Raw genomic sequence first — 20,199 nt, 5'->3', positions numbered from 1 at the left:
CGAATGGAGCAGACAGGAAGCGATTCTGCGGGTGCACTCTCCGCGCCTCGCCCGCTCCGGCGGTCCGCCGGTGGCGGCGTGGCGCTACACCTCGGGCATGGACGATCCTTTTGCTTTCAGCCCGTTGCGGACGCCCCGGTCAGGGCCGCCCCGATCGGATACGCCCCGACCGGACAGGCACCGCTCAGAGATGCGACGGCGGGGCGGTGAGGCCCCGGGCGCGGTGGAGCACGGCGGCGGCGTACGGCCGGCTCCGGAATCCGTTCAGAGATCCGCGCAGACGTCTGAGCGCCTGGTCGGCGGGGGCCGACCGCAGACTCGGGTAGTGGTCGAGGAAGACGTGCCACTGGGCACAGGACTCCTCCAGGTGACCGAGGGTCAGGAGCGTGTCGGCGAGCCGCGCCCGGGTGAGGGCGCTTGATCTGTGGCGGTCCTCGGCACGGGCCTCGGCCGCGCCGGTGAAGAGCCGCGTCGCCCCCGCGGTGTCCCCCAGGGCGATCAGGGTCCTGCCGTGCTGGTAGTCGAGTCCGGGCCGGGGGTAGTGGGTGAACGGTCCCGGCAGGCCGGTCGCGCGGTCGTGCTGCGTCTCCGCCGCCGTGAGATCCCTGACGGCCTCACGGCGGCGCCGCGCGCGGGCGTGGGTGAGCGCGCGCTGGCTCAGGACGAAGGCCCGGAGAGCCGGGTCGGCGCGCCGGCCGGCGGTGTTGACGGCCGCGTCCGCGAGATCTCCGGCGTGCTCCTCGAACCCGAGGTGCAGGGCCTGAGTACTCATGGCGCGCAGGGTGGTCGCGAAGAGGCCGCGGTCGTCGGCTTCGCGGGCGAGTTCCAGCGCCGCCGTGAAGTAACGCTGGGCGAGGCTCGGATGGCCCGCGTCCATGCTCATACGGGCGAGCAGATGGGTGAGTTGCCCCGCACCGCTCAACAACTCCCGGCGCAGGGAGGGACGGGCGGGAGCGGCGAGGAGACGGCTCGTGTCGTCGGTCAGATAGGCGGTCAGGGCGGTACGCGCGTGGGCTCCGCCGTGGCGTTCCATGAGGTCCGCGAAGATATGGACCATCCAGCGCAGGCGCTGGACGTCCGCCGGGGTGGCCCGGGGGCCCGCGGTGTGTGCCGGTGACGGGACGGCGGGCCGCCCGGGGCTCCAGAGGGTCGCGGCGGGGGTCCCCAGGTCATAGGCGGAGCCGGCGAGCGCGGCCCGGCGCGCGGGGTCGATGTCGGCGTGCGTCAGGGCGGCCAGCTGGTCCAGGGCGCTGCCCAGGACGTCCTGGTCGGCCAGGAGTGGATCCTCGGTCGCCTGCGGACCCCGCGCGAGGCCGGTCTCCCGCGTCGTGACGAGCCGTCCGCAGCGGCGGCTGAACGCCGAGGCGACCAGGTCGGGTATGGGAGGCCGGGGGCGGGATCCGGTCAGCCAATGGGCGACCGAGGTGCGGTCGTAGCGCAGGCGCAGCCCCTGAGCCGCGCCCAGTTCGTTGATGGTCCTGGCCAGTTCCGCCGGGTTCCAGCGGGCCTCGTTGAGCAGGCGGGCGAGGTGTCGGTTGGGCTGGTGGCGGGCCACGGCCCCCTGTTCTCCTCAGGACGTGCCCGGTGTGCCTCGTTCGATTCCGTCGGGTGCGCGATGGCACAAGCGTTCAACGCGTGCACGCATCGATCACGGCGGACCGCGCTCGGGGGTGGGCCGATGGGTAACTGTTGGAGATATTCCCGGTCTCGCGGCGTTTCATCCCGATCCCGGTGCCCGGGACAAGTATGGCCCGATTCCTCTCCGCACCATCCCCGAGGAGGCCCGATGGCCACCACCCACGTACCCGCGACCGACACGGAAAGAGAGCCCTCGGTGACGCAATTCGACGAACTGGCCAGGATCTACGACGACTTCTCGCGGCTGCCGTTCCGCCGCGACCTCGAATTCCCCAGCGTGTTCGGGCTGTTGGGCGACCTCTCGCGGCTCAAGGTCCTGGACCTGGGCTGCGGAAGCGGTGTCTACAGCCGGGCGCTGGCGCGGAGCGGCACCGCGCTGGTCGTGGGGCTCGACGAGTCCGGCGGCATGATCGACCACGCCCGCGCGCAGGAGTCCGCGGAGCCCCTGGGCATCCGCTACCTCGACGGCGACCTGCCCGCCGCACTGGAGGGCGGCTTCGACCTGGTCATCGGCGTGTACGTACTCCCGTACGCCACCACGTACCAGGAACTCGTGGGCCTCTGCCGGACCGCCGCGGGCGCGCTGCGGCCGGGCGGGAGGTTCGTCACCCTGCCCATCCACCCCGAAGCCCACCACGACCCCGGCCACTACGAACGCTACGGATTCCGGCTGCGCACGGGCGAGTCCCCCGCGGACGGCTCCCCGGTGGAACTCGCGCTGTCCTTCGCCGCGCACGACATCCGCGTCACCGCCCGCTACTGGAGCGTGACGACCCTGGAGAAGGCGCTGCGGGAAGCCGGCTTCGGTCCCGTGCGGTGGCAGTCGCATCGCCTGGCGCCCTCTGCCGCCGGACCGCCCGAATTCTGGGCGCCCTACCTGTCCGCGCCGCACGCCGCGATCCTCGACACCTACAAGGAGTACCAGCCGTCATGACACCCCTGCCCCAACTCACCGAACGCAGCGGCTTCCTCATCGAGAACGGCCGCTTCACCACCCTGGCCACCCACGGCCCCGACGGGACCTGGGCCTCCACCGTCAACTACGTACCGCTCCGCGATCCGCTGCGGCTGCTGTGGTACTCGCTGCGCCGGGCCCGGCACTCCCGCGACATCGAGGCCGACCCGCGGATATCCGGCTCCATCTATCTGACCGCGCTGCCCGGTTTCGGGCTGGACGGCGCGCAGTTCACCGGCACCGCGCGGCCGGTGGGACCGGACGAACTCGAAGAACTCAGCGCCTGGTACTACGAGCGGAACTTCCCGGACGAGGAGGTCCGCCGCCAGTGGCGGCTGCCGCTGGACGAGTTCAGGGGCGACGGACCGCGCCGCTTCTATGTGCTCGAAGTCCACCGCTGGTGGCTGCTGGACATCGACCAGTGGCTCGTGGACAAGAACGACCAGCGCGTCGCCGTACCGCTGGACGCGCTCAAGGGCCGGATGGCCGACGGCGCCGGTTCGGCGGGTGCGCGATGAGGGCACTCGTCAAGAACGGGCCCGGGGAAGGGCTGGACTACACCGACGTACCCACTCCGGAGCCGGGACGTCACGACGTCCTCGTCCGGGTGCTGCGCACCGGCATCTGCGGCACGGACCTGCACATTCTCAAGGGGACGCCGTGGGCGACGCGGACGGTGACGACACCACGGGTCATCGGCCACGAGTTCGTCGGCGAGATCGTGGCGGCCGGGGCCGGCGTCGGGGGTCTGCTGCCCGGCCAACTGGTCAGCGCCGAAGGCCATGTGACGTGCGACACCTGCGCCAACTGCCGGGCCGGGCGGCAGCACCTGTGCGACGCGGTACAGGGCCTGGGAGTCCAGCGCGACGGCGCGTTCGCCGAATACGTGGTCGTGCCCGCGCGGAGCGTCTGGGTGCACCGGCCCGGTGTCTCCCTGGACGTCGCCGCTATGTTCGACGCCTTCGGCAACGCCGTTCATGTCGCCGACGCCTTCCCCGTCCGTGACCGGACGGTCCTGGTCACGGGAGCGGGGCCGATCGGTGCCATGGCCGCGGCGGTCGCCCGGCACCGGGGCGCGCGTCTCGTCGCCGCCAGCGATCTCAGCCCCTTCCGGCTGGACCTCGCTCACCGGGCCGGCGCCGATCCCGTCATCGACGCCGGTGAGGGACCCATCGACCCCGCCGCGCTCGGCCTTGAACAGGGGTTCGACGTCGGCTTCGAGATGTCCGGCAGTCCGTCCGCCCTCGGCGATCTGATCGGCGCCATGGCCCACGGCGGCCGGATCGCCGCCCTCGGCCTGCCCGACGAGGACGTACCCACGGACTGGGCGGACATCTCCCTGCGCATGCTGACCATCCAGGGGATCAGCGGGCGCCGGGTCTTCGACACCTGGTACGCCATGGCCGACTTGCTCGACCAGGGCATGGACCCGTCGTTCGTCATCACGGACCACTTCGCCGCGGAGGACTACGAGAAGGCCTTCGCGACCGCCGCCGAAGGGCACGCGGGCAAAGTGATCCTCGACTGGGTCCCGCGGGACTGAGGGGGCCGTCATGGACTACACCGTGCGTGTCCACACCTCGATCGACGACGTCGACGAGAGGTGGGACGACCTGATGGCGGCGGCCCGCGCCCCCGCCTTCTACCGGCGCGCGTTCCTGCGCGCCTTCGAGAAGCATCCGCTGCACCCGGTCCTGCGTACCGCGTACCTCCTGGTGGAGGACGGGTCGGGGCGGGCGCACGCGGCCCTGCCGGCCTATCTGCAACGCGATGTCGACCCGATGCGGGTGATTGCGGAGCACTACCCCCACGCGGCCGGCCGGACCGCGCTGCTCAGTCACGCCTGGCACTGCTACGACACCGTGCTGCCGGTGCGGCCCGGCCCCCGAAGCCGGTCCGCCGCCGAGTGCGCCGTCACCGCGCTGCGGGACCTCGCGTCCGAGTGGGGCGCGGGCCTGTGCGGCATCGTCAACGCGGACGCCGCCGGCCCGCTGGACGCCCAGCTGGCCGGCGCCGGATTCACCGGGGTCGACATCGATGTGGGATGGGGACTGCCCCTGGACCGGTACGCGGGGTTCGACGACTACCTGACCCGTGCCCTCAGCGGCAAGGCCAGGCAGAACCTCAGGCGCGATCTGCGCGCGGCGGAGAAAGCGGGAGTCGGCGCCTGCACGGTCGACGTGGGCGAGGCCGACCTGGACGGCTTCGTACGGCTGGCCCGCGCCACCGCCGCCAAGTTCGGCAACGCCGACTACTACCGGCCCGGTCTCTTCCAGGACTTCGTGCGGGAACTGGGCGACTGCGTCCGGGCCGTGGAACTCCGCGTCGACGGCCGGATGATCGCCTCCGCGCTCATCCTCACCGACGACACCCGGCTCCACTACTGGGCAGTCGGCTACGCGCAGAAGGACACTCCCGGGTTCAGTCCGTTCTACGTGTCCTACGCCCATGTGATGCGGGAGGCCTGGGCATCGGGCCGGGACTGGGTCGAGCTGGGCCGGCGCAACCCGTCGTTCAAACGGCGCTACGCGCTCCAGCCCCGTGTCCTGCGCGCCTATTTCGCGGAGCAGTGACCGCTCCCGGAGCGTGGGACCCGCCACCGGACGCCATGAGCCGACCGAAAGCCCCTGGCGTGTCGTCCTCTTAAGCTGGGGGACATGGCCTACGAGATTCCGGTGACGCAAGCCCGGGCAGAGCTCGCCGATCTGATCAACCGCGTTGTCTACGGCGGTGAGCGCGTGGTGGTGACCCGGCACGGGAAGCCGCTGGTCGCGCTGGTCTCCGCCGCCGACCTGGAGCGGCTCGAAAGCGAGCCGGAGGCAGCCGGGGAGCAGGTGATCAGTTCCGTCTCGGCCATCGGGTCCGTACCGTCGGCCTCCGGCGAGCGGCGGCGGTTCGGGATCGCGGCGGAGCACCGGCGTGACCACCAGGGCCCGGAGGGCGGTGACCACCCTCCGGGCCCTGGCAGGTGAGACCGCGTCCCCGCGGCGGGGTGACGGCCACGGCTCCGTATACGACCCGGTCCTCTCCGGGGAAGCGCCCATCCAGGTGGCGGGGAACGGGTTGCGTGCCCTGACGTCCACGGGTCGGCAAAAGATCAGTTAACGCGTTGGAAAAACTTCCGCCCTAACGTGCAATGCCTGGCTGTGACCACCCGGATCACAGTTCAACAGAGTGTTGACGTTGGCTAGGGTTCCGCTGCGCCCGGCCGTCACCGGGCCGGAGACGATGAGGTGGAAGCGTGCAACTGACCCCGCACGAGCAGGAGCGTCTGCTCATCCATGTGGCCGCCGACGTGGCGGCCAGGCGCAGGGAGCGCGGACTGCGGCTCAACCATCCCGAGGCGGTCGCCCTGATCACCTCGCACATCCTCGAAGGCGCCAGGGACGGCCGTACCGTCGCCGAACTCATGGCCTCGGGGCGCACGGTGCTCGGCCGGGACGATGTCATGGAAGGCATCCCCGAGATGATCCACGACGTCCAGGTGGAGGCCACCTTCCCGGACGGCACGAAGCTCGTCACCGTCCATGACCCGATCGTCTGACGGGGGAGCGCCGCCGATGATTCCCGGAGAGATCCTGTACGGCGACGGGCCGATCGCCCTCAACGAGGGCCGCGAGGTCACCGCGCTCACCGTTCTCAACACCGCCGACCGGCCGGTCCAGGTCGGCTCCCACTACCACTTCGCCGAGGCCAACCCGGGTCTGGAGTTCGACCGGGCCGCCGCGCGCGGCAAGCGGCTGCACATCGCCGCCGGCACCGCCGTGCGCTTCGAACCCGGCATCCCCGTCGATGTCGTACTCGTACCCCTCACCGGTCTGCGCGTCGTGCCGGGCCTGCGGGGAGAGACCGGAGGTCCCCTCGATGACTGAGCTGTCCCGCGCCGGGTACGCCGATCTGTTCGGCCCCACGACCGGCGACCGGATCCGTCTCGCCGACACCGATCTGCTCGTCGAGATCGAGGAGGACCGCTCCGGCGGCCCGGGGCTCGCCGGGGACGAGGCGGTGTTCGGCGGCGGCAAGGTGATCCGCGAGTCGATGGGCCAGTCCCGTACGACCCGGGCCGAGGGCGCGCCCGACACCGTGATCACCGGCGCTCTGATCATCGACCACTGGGGCATCGTCAAGGCGGACATCGGCGTACGGGACGGCCGGATCACCGGAATCGGCAAGGCCGGCAACCCGGACACCATGGACGGCGTCCATCCCGAGCTGGTCATCGGCCCCGAGACCGAGGTCATCGCGGGCAACGGGAAGATCGTCACCGCCGGCGCGATCGACGCGCACGTCCACTTCATCTCGCCGACCATCGTCGACCAGGCGCTGGCGAGCGGAGTCACCACACTCGTCGGCGGTGGCACAGGACCCGCCGAGGGCACCAAGGCCACCACCGTCACCCCCGGAGCCTGGCATCTCGCCCGGATGTTCGAGGCGTTGGAGACCTTCCCCGTCAATATCGGGCTGCTCGGCAAGGGCAACACGATGTCCCAGGACTCGATGCGCGCCCAGCTGCGCGGCGGAGCGCTGGGCTTCAAGATCCACGAGGACTGGGGCGCCACCCCCGCGGTCATCGACGCCTGTCTGCGGGTGTGCGAGGAGTCCGGCGCACAACTCGCCATCCACACCGATACGTTGAACGAGGCGGGCTTCGTCGGCGACACCCTCGCCGCCATCGCGGGCCGCACCATTCACGCGTACCACACCGAGGGCGCGGGCGGCGGGCACGCGCCCGACATCATCACCGTGGTCAGCGAGCCGTACGTCCTGCCCAGCTCGACCAACCCGACCCGGCCGCACACCGTCAACACCATCGAGGAACACCTCGACATGCTGATGGTCTGCCACCACCTCAACCCGGCCGTGCCCGAGGACCTCGCCTTCGCGGAGTCCCGTATCCGGCCCTCCACCATCGCGGCCGAGGACATCCTGCACGACCTCGGAGCCATCTCGATCATCTCCTCCGACGCCCAGGCCATGGGACGTGTCGGTGAGGTGATCATGCGTACCTGGCAGACCGCGCACGTGATGAAGAAGCGCCGTGGCGCACTGCCCGGCGACGGCCGCGCCGACAACCACCGGGCCCGTCGCTATGTCGCCAAATACACCATCAACCCGGCGGTCGCGCAGGGACTCGACCGGGAGATCGGTTCCGTCGAGACGGGCAAACTCGCCGATCTGGTGCTCTGGGACCCGGCGTTCTTCGGTGTCAAGCCGCAACTCGTCCTCAAGGGCGGGCAGATCGCCTACGCGCAGATGGGCGACGCCAACGCCTCCATCCCCACCCCGCAACCAGTGCTGCCGCGACCGATGTTCGGCGCGCTGGGCCGCGCGGCGGCCGCCGGCTCGGTCAACTTCGTCGCGGAGGCGGCGATCGAGGACGGGCTGCCCGAACGTCTCGGCCTGGCCAAGAGGTTCGCGCCGATCGGCAACACCCGGGGGATCACCAAGGCGGACATGCGGGAGAACGCCGCGCTGCCGCGCGTCGAGGTCGACGCCGACACGTTCACGGTGACCATCGACGGCGAGCCGGTGGAACCCGCGCCTGCCGCCGAACTCCCGCTGGCCCAGCGTTACTTCCTGTTCTGATGAACCGCGCCGCACTGCTCGTGCTCGCCGACGGCCGGTTCCCCGCCGGCGGTCACGCCCACTCGGGCGGGGCCGAACCGGCCGTCAGGGCGGGGCGGATCCACGACGCCCCCAGCCTGGCCGCGTTCTGCCGGGGCCGGCTGCACACCACCGGCCTGACCGCGGCGGCCCTCGCCGCCGCGGCGGCCGGGGGCCTCGACCCGCTGGAACTCGACGAGGCCGCCGACGCCCGCACGCCCTCACCCGCGCTCCGGGCGACCGCGCGCAAGCTCGGACGGCAGCTGATGCGCGCCGCCCGCGCCACCTGGCCCAGCGGTGAACTGGACGCGCTCGCCGCCGCCCGGCCGCGCGGCGCGCACCAGCCCGTCGTCCTCGGCCTCACCGCGCGCTCCGCCGGGCTCGGCCCCGAGGACGCCGCGTACTGCGCGGGGTACGAAACGGTCAGCGGCCCCGCGACCGCGGCCGTACGGCTGCTCAGCCTCGACCCCTTCGAGGCCACCGCCGTCCTCGCCCGGCTCGCGCCGGAACTGGACCGGGTCGCCGCGCGGGCCGCGGAGCTGGCGGGACGGGCGGCGCGGGAGGGGCTCGACGCGCTGCCCGCCGGCTCGGCCCCGCTGCTCGACATCACCGCGGAGGCGCACGCGGGGTGGCCGGTGCGGCTGTTCGCCTCGTGAGACCCGCCTCCCGGCCCCGCGTTCTCGTTCCCGTACGCGAGCCCGTACCCGAGCCCGTACCCGAGCCCCTGCCTCCCTTGCCGTATCCGCCCGCATTCCGCCATCGCCCGGATTCCCGTACCGCCCCGACAGGAGCCGCACCATGCATCTCGACCACAGCCACTCGGGCCCGGCCGCCGTCAGCGCCGACGCCCTGCGCCCCGACGGCAGGCGGCGCGCTCTCCGTATCGGCCTCGGCGGACCCGTCGGCTCCGGCAAGACCGCGACCGTCGCGGCGCTCTGCCGCACCCTGCGTGACCGGCTGTCGCTCGCCGTCGTCACCAACGACATCTACACGCGCGAGGACGCGGAGTTCCTGCTCCGGCACGCGGTGCTGCCCCCCGAGCGCATCCAGGCGGTCGAGACCGGCGCCTGCCCGCACACCGCGATCCGCGACGACATCTCCGCCAACCTGGAAGCCGTCGAGGATCTGGAGGACGCCGTGGGCCCCCTCGACCTGATCCTCGTCGAGTCCGGCGGCGACAATCTCACCGCGACCTTCTCCAAGGGCCTCGTGGACGCGCAGATCTTCGTCATCGACGTGGCGGGCGGCGACGACATCCCGCGCAAGGGCGGGCCCGGTGTCACCACCGCCGATCTGCTCGTGATCAACAAGACGGATCTCGCGCCGTACGTAGGCTCCGACCTCGGCCGGATGGCCCGCGACGCCAAGGAGCAGCGCGGCGACCTGCCCGTCGCCCTCACCTCGCTGAGGGGCGAGGACGGCGTGGCGCCGGTCACGGACTGGGTGCTGGCGCGGCTCGCCGCCTGGACCGCGTGAACGTCCAGGCTCGCCGTCCGGACCGCGTGAGCGTCCACGCGACCGCCCGTATCGTCGCGACCCCCGCCGGACTTCCCGTACTGACCGGTGAGGGACCGCTGGCGCTGCGCCGCACCCGCGCCACCGGGGCGGGCGCCCGGGTCACCGTCGTCGGCGCCATGAGCGCGCCGCTCGGCGGCGACCGGCTCGCGATCGAGGCCGACGTACGGGACGGCGCGCGGCTCACCGTGGACGCGACGGCGGCGACCGTCGCGCTGCCCGGACGCGCCGCCGACCCCGCCCGCTATGACGTGCGGCTGACCGTGGGGGAGGGCGCGGAGCTGCTCTGGCTCCCGGAGCAGCTCATCTCGGCATACGGCAGCGATCTGCGGATGCGTACCCGCGTCGACCTCGCCGCCACCGCCCGGCTGGTGCTGCGCGACGAGCAGATCCTCGGCCGGCACGGCGAAGACCCCGGCACACTCCTGACCCGGCTCACCGTCCACCGCGCCGGCCGTCCGCTGCTCGACCAGGAACTCGCCCACGGACCCGGCGCGGCCGGCGGCTGGGACGGCGGAGCGGTCCTCGGCGGTTATCGGGCCGTCGGGCAACTCCTCCTCGCGGGGCCGGAGTTCGAGGAGAAGCCGGTGGAACCGCGCATGCTGGGCGACACCGCCGTACTCACCCCGCTCGCTGGACCCGCGGTGCTCGTCACGGCGGTCGCCCCGGACGCCCTGCGGCTGCGGCGGGTCCTGGATGAGGTGCTGCGGGCGCGTACGACCCATGGATCCGTTTCCGCGTACCGCTGAGCGGGACCGCGCCTACCGGTTATTGGTTCGGTAAAGAAATGGCCGGGTGGCCTGTTCTCGGCGACCACACAGACGAAAGGATCCCGGGGAGTCCAATCGAACGCGTTGTCGCAGGCAGGCAGCGCACCACGGAGGGGGAGGTTCCACTTGAGACGCACCGCAGTGCTCGGCTCGGCCGGCACGCTGCTCACGGGAACGCTCATAGCGGGCGCGATAGCCGCGCCGGCGGCGACCGCGGACGGCCGCCACCACGGTGACCCGGCGGCGTACGGCGCCACGGTCGCCGCCGAGCGTGCCGCGAAGAAGGGCATCGACTGGCAGGACTGCCCGGCCGACTGGGCACTGGCGAAGCCCATCCAGTGTGGCTGGGTGAGCGTCCCGCTCGACTACACGAAGCCCGACGGACGGCAGATCAAGATCGCCGTCGACCGGATCGGCAACACCGGGACCAAGCAGGAGCGCCAGGGTTCCCTGGTCTACAACCCGGGCGGTCCCGGCGGCTCCGGCATGGCGTTCCCGCGCCGCGTCGTCACCAAGAACGCGATCTGGGCCGACGCCGCCAAGGCCTACGACTTCGTCGGGTTCGACCCGCGCGGGGTGGGCCACTCCACGCCCATCTCCTGCGTCGACCCGCAGGAGTTCGTCAAGGCGCCGAAGCTCGACCCGGTCCCCGACAGCGAGGCCGACAAGCGCGCCCAGCGCAAGCTGGCCGCCGAGTACGCGGACGGCTGCCAGGAGCGCAGCGGCTGGATGCTGCCGCAGATGACGACGCCGAACACCGCGCGTGACCTGGATGTCATCCGGGCCGCGCTCGGCGACAAGAAGCTCAACTACGTCGGCGTCTCCTACGGCACGTACCTCGGCGCGGTCTACGGCACGCTCTTCCCGTCGCATGTGCGCCGCATGGTCGTCGACAGTGTGGTCAACCCGTCGAAGGAGAAGATCTGGTACCAGGCCAACCTGGACCAGGACGTCGCCTTCGAATCCCGTTTCCAGGACTGGATGGAGTGGGTCGCCAAGAACGACGCGTCCTTCCACATCGGGACCACCGCCGCCCAGGTCGAGAAGCAGTGGGACACGCTCCGCGCCGCCGCCAAGAAGAACCCCATCGGCGGTGTCGTGGGACCGGCCGAGCTGCTCGGCCTCTTCCAGAGCGCTCCGTACTACGACTCCAGCTGGGTGCCCGTCGCCACGGTCTGGAGCAAGTACCTCGCCGGTGACACCCAGGCGCTGATCGACGCGGCCGCCCCCGACATGTCCGACACCGCGGGCAACGCCCAGTCCGAGAACGGCAACGCGGTCTACACCGCCGTCGAGTGCGCCGACGCCAAGTGGCCCACGAGCTGGAAGCAGTGGGACCGGGACAACACCCGGCTCCACCGCGACCACCCGTTCCTCACCTGGTCCAACGCCTGGATGAACCTGCCGTGCGCCACCTGGAGCGCCAAGCAGCAGACCCCGGTGGAGGTCAGGACCGGCAAGGGGCTGCCTCCCGTGCTGATCGCGCAGTCCACGCGGGACGCCGCCACGCCGTACGAGGGCGCCGTCGAGCTGCACAAGCGCTTCAAGGGATCGCGTCTGATCACCGAGCGCGACGCCGGTTCGCACGGCATCACGAATCTGCAGAACCCGTGCATCAACGACCGGGTGAAGTCCTATCTGCTGACGGGGGCGCTGGACAGCGCCGATGTGACGTGCGCCCCGCACGCCACGCCCAAGCCGTAAGCACCCGGGACGGGGGTGGCCGGGCTCACCGGTCGCCCCCGTCCGCCATGTCCTGGCCGTGCCCCCGAGCCGTCCCCGGACCGGCCGCGACGTGGCTACGACCCGGCTTCCCGGTCGTACCGCGCCAGCCAGGCGTCCTCCGCCGCGTAGTCGAAGAGGCCGTCCCGTCCGTAAGCCAGGACCATCTGGGGGAATGCCTCCGCCCAGTCCCGGCCGCGCAGCCGGCCGGTGAGCCAGGCGACGGTCCCGGGCAGGGACTCGGCGTAGCCCGTGACCGGCCGGTACCCCAACTCCCGCTCGGCGGCGGCCATGTCGTAGACCACGGGATGCTCCATGGTCCAGGGGGTATCCCCGACGCCGTCCTCCGACGCCCCGTCGATCAGCACAGTCTCGGTCTCGCGGCCCAGCGCCGTGTCGATCGCCGCGCCGATCTCCGCGACGGTCGGTGCCCCCGGATCGGCGGCGTTGAGTACGCGAGAGCCGGGGCGCGCCGCCGCCAGCCTGATCAGCTCGGCGAGATTGGCGACATGGACGGGATGGAACCGGCTCCGGCCGCCGTACGCCAGCACGCGTCGCCGGCGGCCGTCCAGCAGTCGTTTGACGAAGTACAGCTCACGCGGGGTGCGGCAGTACGGGCCATGGATCGCGCCCGCCCGCAGCAGCGTCACGGGCAGCGCCTCACCGGCCGCCAGCAACGCGGGCTCCAGCAGCACCTTTCGCGTACCGTACGTCGCCTCGCCGGGAGCCACCGTCCGCTGTGTCTCGAGTATCGGTACGGGATAGTGCGGGCCGCCGTCGGGTTCGTTCTGCGTGTCGAAGCCCCGGCCCCGGCCGTCCTCGTACACCGCGCCGCTGGAGAGGACGACCGCCGAGCCGATCCGGCCGGCGAGCCCCGTCAGCTGGCGGGCGTGGGCCCGCCCGAACGCGACCATGTCCACGACCACATCGCAGCCGTCGCCGATCACGGCGGCCAGCGCCGCGTCATCCTCGCGGTCCAGCCGTACCGCCCGTACCTCCTCCGGCCAGTGCGCGTCCCGGCCACCGCCGAGCGAGGCCGCGCGCACCTCCCAGCCGTCCTCGGCGAGCGCCCGCACGGCTACCCGCCCCGTCTGTCCTGTCGCACCGATCACCACTACGTGTCCCCTGGTCATACGGGGGACGCTAGAGGCACAAGAATCCTCGTGCCCAGAGGAGTTCGCCGGTCGCGAATCCGCTCTCAGCGACGCAGCCTCGGGAACTTCCCGGTCTGCTCCGCCTTCGCCTGCTCCGCCTTCACGTCGGCCGCGTAACGGTCGACGTACTCCTGCCCGGAGAGCCCGAGGATCGCGTACATGATCTCGTCGGTGACCGCGCGGACCGCCGCCTTCTCGTTCTCCAGACCCGCGTAGCGCGCGAACTCCATCGGCTCACCGAACCGGATCGTCACCCGCCTGATCCGCGGGACGACCTGGCCGGGCGGCTGGATCTCGAAGGTGCCGACCATGGCACACGGCACCACCGGCACCTGCGCCCTGATCGCCATCACGGCGACCCCGACCTTGCCCTTGTAGAGCCGGCCGTCGTGCGAGCGGGTGCCCTCCGGGTAGATCCCCAGCAACTCGTCCTTGGCCAGTACTCCGAGCCCCTCCCGGATCGCCGCCTGCCCCGCCTCCTTCCCCGACCGGTCCACCGGGATCTGCCCGGCACCGCGGAAGAAGAAGGCCGTCAGCCGCCCCTTCAGCCCGGGGCCGGTGAAGTACTCGGCCTTGGCGAGGAAGGTGATGCGCCGCTTGAGGATGGCCGGCATCAGGAAGTGATCGGAGAACGACAGATGGTTGCCCGCGATGATCGCGGCACCGTCGGCCGGTATGTGCTCAAGCCCCTCGATCCGGGGCCGGAAGAGCAGCCGCAGCAGGGGCCCCAGCAGTACATATTTCAGCACGTAATAGAACACGCAGAGCGCTCCTCACTGGCCCGACCGGCCACGGGACGCGTTGTCCCAGGTCAACGGGGATTCCGGCGGACGCAAGTGTATGTGCGGGTGTCCTCGGTTGTAACCGTCCGGTCTCGGGCTCCCGTCGCCGGCGGCCGGGGGTGATACCTCGCAGGGGTGGTTTGGCGGGCGGCTCCGCCGCCTGGTGGTTGGGCCCCGTGCGGACGGGCGAGCTTAGGGGTGCGCGAGGCCCCCGGTGGCCCGCGCGTCGCACAGGGAGGGAGAAACCATGGCCACGTACGACACGGAGATTCACACCGGTGGCGGCGGCTGGCAGGAGGATTCGCCGCTGGAACTCAGCATCAGGAACCGCGACGAGGTCGTCCCCGCGGACGGGCGTCCGGGAGCGGGGACGACGGTCACGTGGAGCGGCGATCAGGGGAATGGGTCGGTGACCTTCTTCGACGGCGGCGACCGCTTCGAGGGAACCGCGCAGTTCCCCGGCGAGGGGCCCGTCGGATACCGGGGCCGGTTGAGTGACTGATCCGGCCCGGTCCGCCGCGTGACCGGCCGGAGTCACGGCGTCCGGTCCGCCGGCCGGGGCCCCTCCACAGGGCCCCGGCCGCGTGCCGGTGAGCACGCGCGATCGCGGAGTTGGCCGCGGGGCCGCCCAGTAGGGACGACGGGACGACGGCGGATGCCCTGGCCGAGCCGCGCCGGGATGCGGCCGGGGGGTCCGTTTGGTTACATCAGAGAAAGGGCCCGCCGGTGGTGAGGTCCGGCTCGTCGTGAGTACGGGCTCCCGATGCCACGAGGCACCGCTCAGGCACCGCTCCCCGCGAGAGGTGAGCTGTCCCAGGAGGCCGCATGGGAATCTCGGATACGTACAGGCTGGTCTTCGCGTACCCGGACGCGCCCGCGAGTGATCCGGACGACGAGGATGTCGTGGTGGTGCACCGTACGGATCGGCTGGGGCCGGGCGGGCACGCGCTGTACGCGGACGAGACCGGCATCGTCCTGGCGGAGATCAGCGACCAGGACGAGGTACGGATGGTCGCCAGTGGCGGGCACCAGGATCTCAAGGCGTCCGTCCGGGCGCGCCCGGTCTGAGCCGCGGTCCTCCCGTCGCCGCGGTCTTCCCGCTGGTCCCGCTGGTCCCGCTGGTCCTGCTGGTCCTGCTGGTCCTGTCGGTCTCGTCGGTCCCGTCCGGGCAAGCGCTGAGGAGGAGGTGCGGCCGCCATGGTGATGCGGTGGGACGTGTTCCTGGCCGCGGTCCAGGAGCGCGGTGAGTACTCCACGCCGCAGGAAGCCGAACGGGCGGTCCGGGTCGTGCTGGCCCTGCTGGGCGCCCACGTGGTGGGCACCGAGAGGGCCGAGCTGGCCGCCCGGCTGCCGGAGGCGTGCGCCCTGGTGCTCCTCGACCCGCTCCCGGCCGCCGAACCGCTCACCCCGGAGCGGTTCGCACGGGCCACCGCCGCCTGGATCGAGGGGGCCAACGAGGAGACCGCGAAGTGGGACGTCGGAGCCGTCCTGAGCGTGGTGTCCGACGCCGCGGGCGACGAACTGATGCGCCGGATCCTCCTCCAGCTCCCGCCGGGGTACGACGTCCTCTTCGGCCGGCCGGAGCCGACGTGAGCGCACCGCGCCCGGACCGCCGCCGGCTCGGGATGCCGAAGTGAGCGGATGCCGTTTCACTGATGGAGCGGCTTGATCGATCGCTGGATCGAACGATTCGCCGGACCGGGGCGCGACCGCGACCCAGGTCCGGGCTGGTGGCTCTCCCGTCGTATGACATCCCGGGATTCGGTATCTCACCTCCGCAGTCCCGCAGTGCGCCGCGATGAAGGACAGACGTCATGAGATTGCTCGATTCCGCGCGTGGAACGCCGTCGGGAGGGGCGGACCGGCGCCTGCACCGCCTCTTCGAGGCCGCCTGCGACCGTACCCCCACCGCCACGGCACTTGAGTGCGCGCACCACGCGCTCACCTACGCCGAACTCGACACGCGCGCCAACCAGCTCGCGCACTTCCTCCGCGGTCTCGGGACGGGCCCGGGGTCCCGGGTCGCGATCCTGGTACCGCGGTCGGTCGAGATGTACGTGTCCCTGCTCGGCGTGGGAAAGGCCGGTGCGGTGTTCGTGCCGGTCGATCCGGCGTCCCCTCCTGACCGGCTCGCCTTCATCATGGAGGACGCCGCCGTCGATCTGGTGCTGACCACGTCCGCGCTCGCACCCGCCGTGGGCGGTCTCCCGTGCCGGGTGGTCGAGTTGGACCCGTACGGTCGCGACATCGCCGGCGCACCCACCGGCCGGCCGCCCCAGGACCGGCCCGAGCCGGGCCCCGGGAACGGTCGCCCCGCCGCGTACATCATGTACACCTCCGGGTCGAGCGGCAGGCCCAAGGGGGTGAGGGTCGCGCAGTCGAGCATCTGCAACTTCCTCGATGTCGTGCCCAAGCTCTATGACGTGCGGCCGGACGACCGCGTGTACCAGGGCATGACGCTCTCCTTCGACTTCTCCATCGAGGAGATCTGGCCGACCTGGTCGGTCGGCGCGACGCTCGTCGCGGGTCCGGACGGCGCCGGTCATCTCGGCGCGGAACTGGGCGAGTTCCTGCACACCCGGCGGATCACGATGCTGTACTGCGTGCCGACGCTGCTGGAGACGATCCCGCCGGAACTGCCGTATCTCCGCAGCATCGTCGTCGGCGGTGAGGCCTGCCCCGGTCAGCTCGTCGAGCGGTGGAGCAGGCCGGGGCGGCGCATGCTCAACACCTACGGCCCGACCGAGGCCACCGTCACCGCGACCTGGGCGGAACTGACGCCGGGCAAGGCGGTGACGATCGGGAAGCCGCTGCCGACCTACTCGGTCGTGCTGCTCGACGAGCGGCTCAGGCCCGTGGCCGACGGCGAGATCGGTGAGATCTGCATCGGCGGCCCCGGCGTCGCCGACGGCTACATCGGGCGGCCGGAGCTGACCGCCGACCGGTTCGTCGAGCATCCGCTGGCCCCCCGGGGCAGCAGGCTCTACCGCACCGGGGACCTCGGCCGGATGACCCGGGACGGGGAGGTCGAGTTCCTGGGCCGGGCCGATGACGAGGTGAAGATCCGGGGATACCGGGTGGATCTCGGCGAGATCGACAGCGTCCTGCTGGAGGATCCCGGCGTGGCCGAGGCGGTCACCGCGCTGACGCCCGCACCGGACCGTGGCGCCGACGAGGGACGGGGTGGGGGAGACGGTGGGGGAAGCGGCGGCGGAGGCGGTGAACTGTGCGCCTACGTGGTCCGTGCGCCCGGCCGCGTGGAAGACGAGGACGCCCTGATCACCCGGGTGCACGAGACGCTGCGGCGCAGACTCCCCGCGTACATGGTGCCGTCCTTCCTGGACATCCTCCCCGCCCTCCCCGCCATGGCCAGCGGCAAGGTGGACCGTAAGCGGCTGCCCGCCCCGACCGGCCGGCGGCTGGTGGGCGGCGGCCGGCTGGTCGCGGTCGAAGGCGAGCTGGAGACGCGGGTACGGGACGCCTGGGCCGAGGTACTCGGGATCGAACCCGAGGCGCTGTCGGCCGAGGCGGACTTCTTCACCGACCTCGGCGGCCACTCACTCCTGGCGGCCCGGGTCGTATCGGCGCTGCGCGGCCGGGACATCGGCGCGAACACCGCGCTGCGCGACCTCTACGCCCATCCGACCGTACGCGGCCTCGCCGCCCGGCTGAGCGCGACGAAGAACACCGGGCAGCTGTCCGCGCCGCCCCGCCCCGCCCCGATCCGGCACACCAGCGGCCGTATCCGGGGCGCCGGAGCGGTCCAGGCGGGTGTGATCTACCTGCTGCTGCTCATGCTCGGCCTGCCGGTGGCGTACGTGTACAGCCGGCACGGCGGCCGGATCTCGGTCGCCGCGTCGGCACAGACGACGATCGGCGTGTACCTCGGCTATCTGGTCGTGCGCTGGCTTGTACCGGTCGCGCTCGTCCGCCCGCTGTCGGCGGGTATCCGGCCGGGCCGCTATCCGCTGTGGGGCTCGGTCTACGTACGGCTCTGGGCGGTGAATCTGCTGCTGAGCCTCGGCCCGCTGCCGGTGCTCAGCGGCTCGCCCATGATGGCCGCCTATCTGCGGCTGCTGGGCGCGCGCATCGGACCCCGTACCACCATCGCCACCGGCACGATCACACTGCCCGCCATGCTGCGGATCGGCGGTGACACCTCGATCGGCTACGGCGTGTCCGTCAGTCCGTGGCGGGTGGCGGACGGCTGGGTGACGGTCGCCCCCATCGAGATCGGGCCGCACGCCTTCGTGGGTGCCAACGCCGTCCTCGAACCCGGCTCACGGATGGGAGCGGGCGCCGGCCTCGGCGAACAGTCCGTCATCGGCCAGGACGAAGCCATTCCCGCCGGCGCGCGCCGGGCCGGATCGCCGCCGCGCCCGGTGGACGCGCTCGCCCCCGGAGCCGAGGCCATGATGCGTGCCCGCCGGAGTACGGACGGATGGAGACCGCGCCATCTCGCCGCCGCGCTCGCCGGGCTGGTGCTGCTGGAGACCGCCGCGCTGGCGGCGACCGTGCCGGGGATCGCGCTGTTCTGGTGGGCGACGCTGACCTGGGGCATCGCGGCCGGTCTCGTCGCCACCGCGCTGTCGGGTCCGGTGTTCGTGGTCACCGTCTGCTGTGTGGTCGCCCTGGGCAAGCGGCTGGTCCTGCCGAGAGTGCCGGTAGGTGTCCATCCGGTGCGCTCCGCGCTCGGCGTACGCAAGTGGGTGTCCGACAAGCTGCTGGAGATCAGCCTCACCTTCACCAACTCGCTGTACGCCACCCTCTACACCGTGCCCTGGCTCAAACTGCTCGGCGCGCGCATCGGCCGGGGCGCCGAGGTCTCGACCGTCTCGCACATCGACCCGGACCTGCTCACCCTCCGCGACGGCAGCTTCGTCGCGGACCTGGCCAACGTCGGCGGTGCCACCTTCGCGGCCGGCCAGGTCGCGTTCGGCCCCACCGAGGTCGGGGAGCGCGCGTTCATCGGCAACTCCGCGCTCCTGCTGGCCGGAACGCGGACCGGACCCGGCTCCCTGATCGGCGTGGGTACGGTCCCGCCGCAGGGTGACGTGGCCGACGGCACCACCTGGCTGGGCTCGCCCGCGATCCGTCTGCCGGTGCGCCAGAGCAGCGGATCGTTCCCCGAGGAACTGACGTTCCGGCCGGCCCGCAAGGCCGTACTCCAGCGCCTGGGCATCGAGTTCTTCCGCATCACGATGCCCGCTTCGGTACTGGCCATGAGCGCCTACCTGTACCTGCTGGCGCTGTCCTGGGTGACCCGGCGGCCCGGCCTGCTGGTCCCCGTGCTCGTGGCGCCGGTCCTCGTGATGGTCGCGAGCCTCCTGGTGATCTCGTACTGCGCGGCGGTCAAGCGGGTGGTGATCGGGGTCTACCGGCCCCGGGTCGAACCGCTGTGGAGTCTGTTCGTACGCCGCACCGAGTTCGTCACCGGACTTTTCGAGGCGGCGGCGGTACCGGCCGGGGTGGGCTTCCTGACCGGAACGCCGTATCTGCCGGTGATCCTGCGCCGGTTCGGGGCGCGCGTCGGACGAGGCACCTGGATCGGCACCACCTTCCTCACGGAGTTCGACCTCGTCGACATCGGGGACAACGCCGCGATCGGTCTGCGCGTGTCGCTGCAGACCCATCTCTTCGAGGACCGCGTCATGAAGATGTCGCGGGTCACGGTCGAGGACGGCGCGAGTGTCGGAACCCGCGCGGTGGTGCTCTACGACTCCGTCGTCGGCGAGGACGTCCGGCTCGGCGCGCTCTCGCTGCTCATGAAGGGCGAGCACCTCACACCGGGCACGAGCTGGCGCGGCATCCCCGCCGAAGGCGTCGTCGAGCGGCGTCCCGTCCCGGCCCTGGACGTCCCGGCCCGGGATGTGGCGGCTGTCGACATCAGGGCATTCGACGCCCGGACGAGAGGCTCATAGGGCGCTGGGAAGCCCGTCCCGTGCTCGTTCCCGCGGCCAAGCCCCCGCTCAGGCCCCCACCCTGCCCTGTACTCAAGTACCGCCTCCGTAGCTCGTAAGACCGAGTTCCATGGACGGGACCAGCGAGGGATGTCAGCG

At 71.8% G+C, this 20,199-nt stretch carries 19 protein-coding genes; 16 read left to right on the top strand and 3 right to left on the bottom strand.

From position 1 onward, the window contains the following. Positions 1–184: 184 nt before the first annotated feature. Positions 185–1,555, bottom strand: coding sequence for a tetratricopeptide repeat protein (locus tag ACZ7LS_RS28865; protein ID WP_385133987.1), 1,371 nt, complete (start codon positions 1,553–1,555; stop codon positions 185–187). Positions 1,556–1,786: 231 nt separating this feature from the next. Here ACZ7LS_RS28865 and ACZ7LS_RS28860 point away from each other — a divergent pair, with 231 nt between their 5' ends. From ACZ7LS_RS28860 to ACZ7LS_RS28805, 12 genes are all read left to right on the top strand, one after another. Then, positions 1,787–2,572, top strand: coding sequence for a class I SAM-dependent methyltransferase (locus ACZ7LS_RS28860; protein WP_382672319.1), 786 nt, complete (start codon positions 1,787–1,789; stop codon positions 2,570–2,572). Next, on the top strand, positions 2,569–3,111 hold the full coding sequence (locus ACZ7LS_RS28855; RefSeq protein ID WP_382526132.1) for a pyridoxamine 5'-phosphate oxidase family protein: 543 nt from the start codon (positions 2,569–2,571) through the stop codon (positions 3,109–3,111). Before ACZ7LS_RS28860 ends, ACZ7LS_RS28855 begins: the two co-directional genes overlap by 4 nt. Further along, positions 3,108–4,136, top strand: coding sequence for an L-threonine 3-dehydrogenase (gene tdh, locus ACZ7LS_RS28850; RefSeq protein ID WP_382526130.1), 1,029 nt, complete (start codon positions 3,108–3,110; stop codon positions 4,134–4,136). The genes ACZ7LS_RS28855 and tdh overlap by 4 nt, the downstream gene beginning before the upstream one ends. 10 nt (positions 4,137–4,146) lie before the next feature. Further along, on the top strand, positions 4,147–5,166 hold the full coding sequence (locus ACZ7LS_RS28845) for a GNAT family N-acetyltransferase (RefSeq protein ID WP_385133982.1): 1,020 nt from the start codon (positions 4,147–4,149) through the stop codon (positions 5,164–5,166). A gap of 84 nt (positions 5,167–5,250) precedes the next feature. Then, positions 5,251–5,565, top strand: a complete 315-nt coding sequence (locus tag ACZ7LS_RS28840) for a type II toxin-antitoxin system Phd/YefM family antitoxin (RefSeq protein ID WP_382526127.1) — start codon at positions 5,251–5,253, stop codon at positions 5,563–5,565. 269 nt (positions 5,566–5,834) lie between these two features. Beyond that, positions 5,835–6,137, top strand: a complete 303-nt coding sequence (locus ACZ7LS_RS28835; protein ID WP_030349821.1) for an urease subunit gamma — start codon at positions 5,835–5,837, stop codon at positions 6,135–6,137. Positions 6,138–6,153: 16 nt separating this feature from the next. Next, a complete protein-coding gene (locus ACZ7LS_RS28830; protein ID WP_382526123.1) occupies positions 6,154–6,465 on the top strand; it encodes an urease subunit beta in 312 nt (103 codons plus the stop codon). Further along, complete coding sequence (locus ACZ7LS_RS28825; protein WP_382526121.1) at positions 6,458–8,179, top strand: urease subunit alpha; 1,722 nt, start codon at positions 6,458–6,460, stop codon at positions 8,177–8,179. Before ACZ7LS_RS28830 ends, ACZ7LS_RS28825 begins: the two co-directional genes overlap by 8 nt. Beyond that, positions 8,179–8,853 (top strand): urease accessory protein UreF, encoded by a 675-nt coding sequence (locus ACZ7LS_RS28820; RefSeq protein WP_382877501.1) that lies wholly within the window; start codon positions 8,179–8,181, stop codon positions 8,851–8,853. Before ACZ7LS_RS28825 ends, ACZ7LS_RS28820 begins: the two co-directional genes overlap by 1 nt. A gap of 142 nt (positions 8,854–8,995) precedes the next feature. Further along, a complete protein-coding gene (ureG, locus tag ACZ7LS_RS28815; RefSeq protein WP_382672302.1) occupies positions 8,996–9,673 on the top strand; it encodes an urease accessory protein UreG in 678 nt (225 codons plus the stop codon). A 26-nt stretch (positions 9,674–9,699) separates the two neighbouring features. Then, positions 9,700–10,461, top strand: coding sequence for an urease accessory protein UreD (locus ACZ7LS_RS28810; RefSeq protein WP_382526114.1), 762 nt, complete (start codon positions 9,700–9,702; stop codon positions 10,459–10,461). A gap of 147 nt (positions 10,462–10,608) precedes the next feature. Continuing rightward, complete coding sequence (locus ACZ7LS_RS28805) at positions 10,609–12,186, top strand: alpha/beta hydrolase (RefSeq protein ID WP_382526112.1); 1,578 nt, start codon at positions 10,609–10,611, stop codon at positions 12,184–12,186. Between the two features lie 95 nt (positions 12,187–12,281). Here ACZ7LS_RS28805 and ACZ7LS_RS28800 read toward each other — a convergent pair whose 3' ends face one another. Together ACZ7LS_RS28800 and ACZ7LS_RS28795 are read right to left on the bottom strand one after the other, a co-directional pair. Continuing rightward, positions 12,282–13,316, bottom strand: coding sequence for an NAD-dependent epimerase/dehydratase family protein (locus ACZ7LS_RS28800; protein ID WP_385134062.1), 1,035 nt, complete (start codon positions 13,314–13,316; stop codon positions 12,282–12,284). Positions 13,317–13,402: 86 nt separating this feature from the next. Further along, complete coding sequence (locus ACZ7LS_RS28795) at positions 13,403–14,119, bottom strand: lysophospholipid acyltransferase family protein (RefSeq protein ID WP_382526110.1); 717 nt, start codon at positions 14,117–14,119, stop codon at positions 13,403–13,405. A 268-nt stretch (positions 14,120–14,387) separates the two neighbouring features. Here ACZ7LS_RS28795 and ACZ7LS_RS28790 point away from each other — a divergent pair, with 268 nt between their 5' ends. From ACZ7LS_RS28790 to ACZ7LS_RS28775, 4 genes are all read left to right on the top strand, one after another. After that, complete coding sequence (locus tag ACZ7LS_RS28790) at positions 14,388–14,642, top strand: hypothetical protein (protein WP_382526108.1); 255 nt, start codon at positions 14,388–14,390, stop codon at positions 14,640–14,642. A gap of 323 nt (positions 14,643–14,965) precedes the next feature. Then, positions 14,966–15,208, top strand: coding sequence for a DUF6296 family protein (locus ACZ7LS_RS28785; protein ID WP_382526106.1), 243 nt, complete (start codon positions 14,966–14,968; stop codon positions 15,206–15,208). Positions 15,209–15,337: 129 nt separating this feature from the next. Beyond that, complete coding sequence (locus ACZ7LS_RS28780; protein WP_382526104.1) at positions 15,338–15,733, top strand: DUF2267 domain-containing protein; 396 nt, start codon at positions 15,338–15,340, stop codon at positions 15,731–15,733. A gap of 221 nt (positions 15,734–15,954) precedes the next feature. Continuing rightward, a complete protein-coding gene (locus ACZ7LS_RS28775) occupies positions 15,955–20,061 on the top strand; it encodes a Pls/PosA family non-ribosomal peptide synthetase (RefSeq protein ID WP_385133974.1) in 4,107 nt (1,368 codons plus the stop codon). Positions 20,062–20,199 lie beyond the last annotated feature (138 nt).

The sequence above is a fragment of the Streptomyces sp. NPDC039430 genome (genome assembly GCF_055639435.1).
Note: the sequence above shows the minus strand (reverse complement) of the source record. Positions and strands in the feature narration are given on the sequence as shown.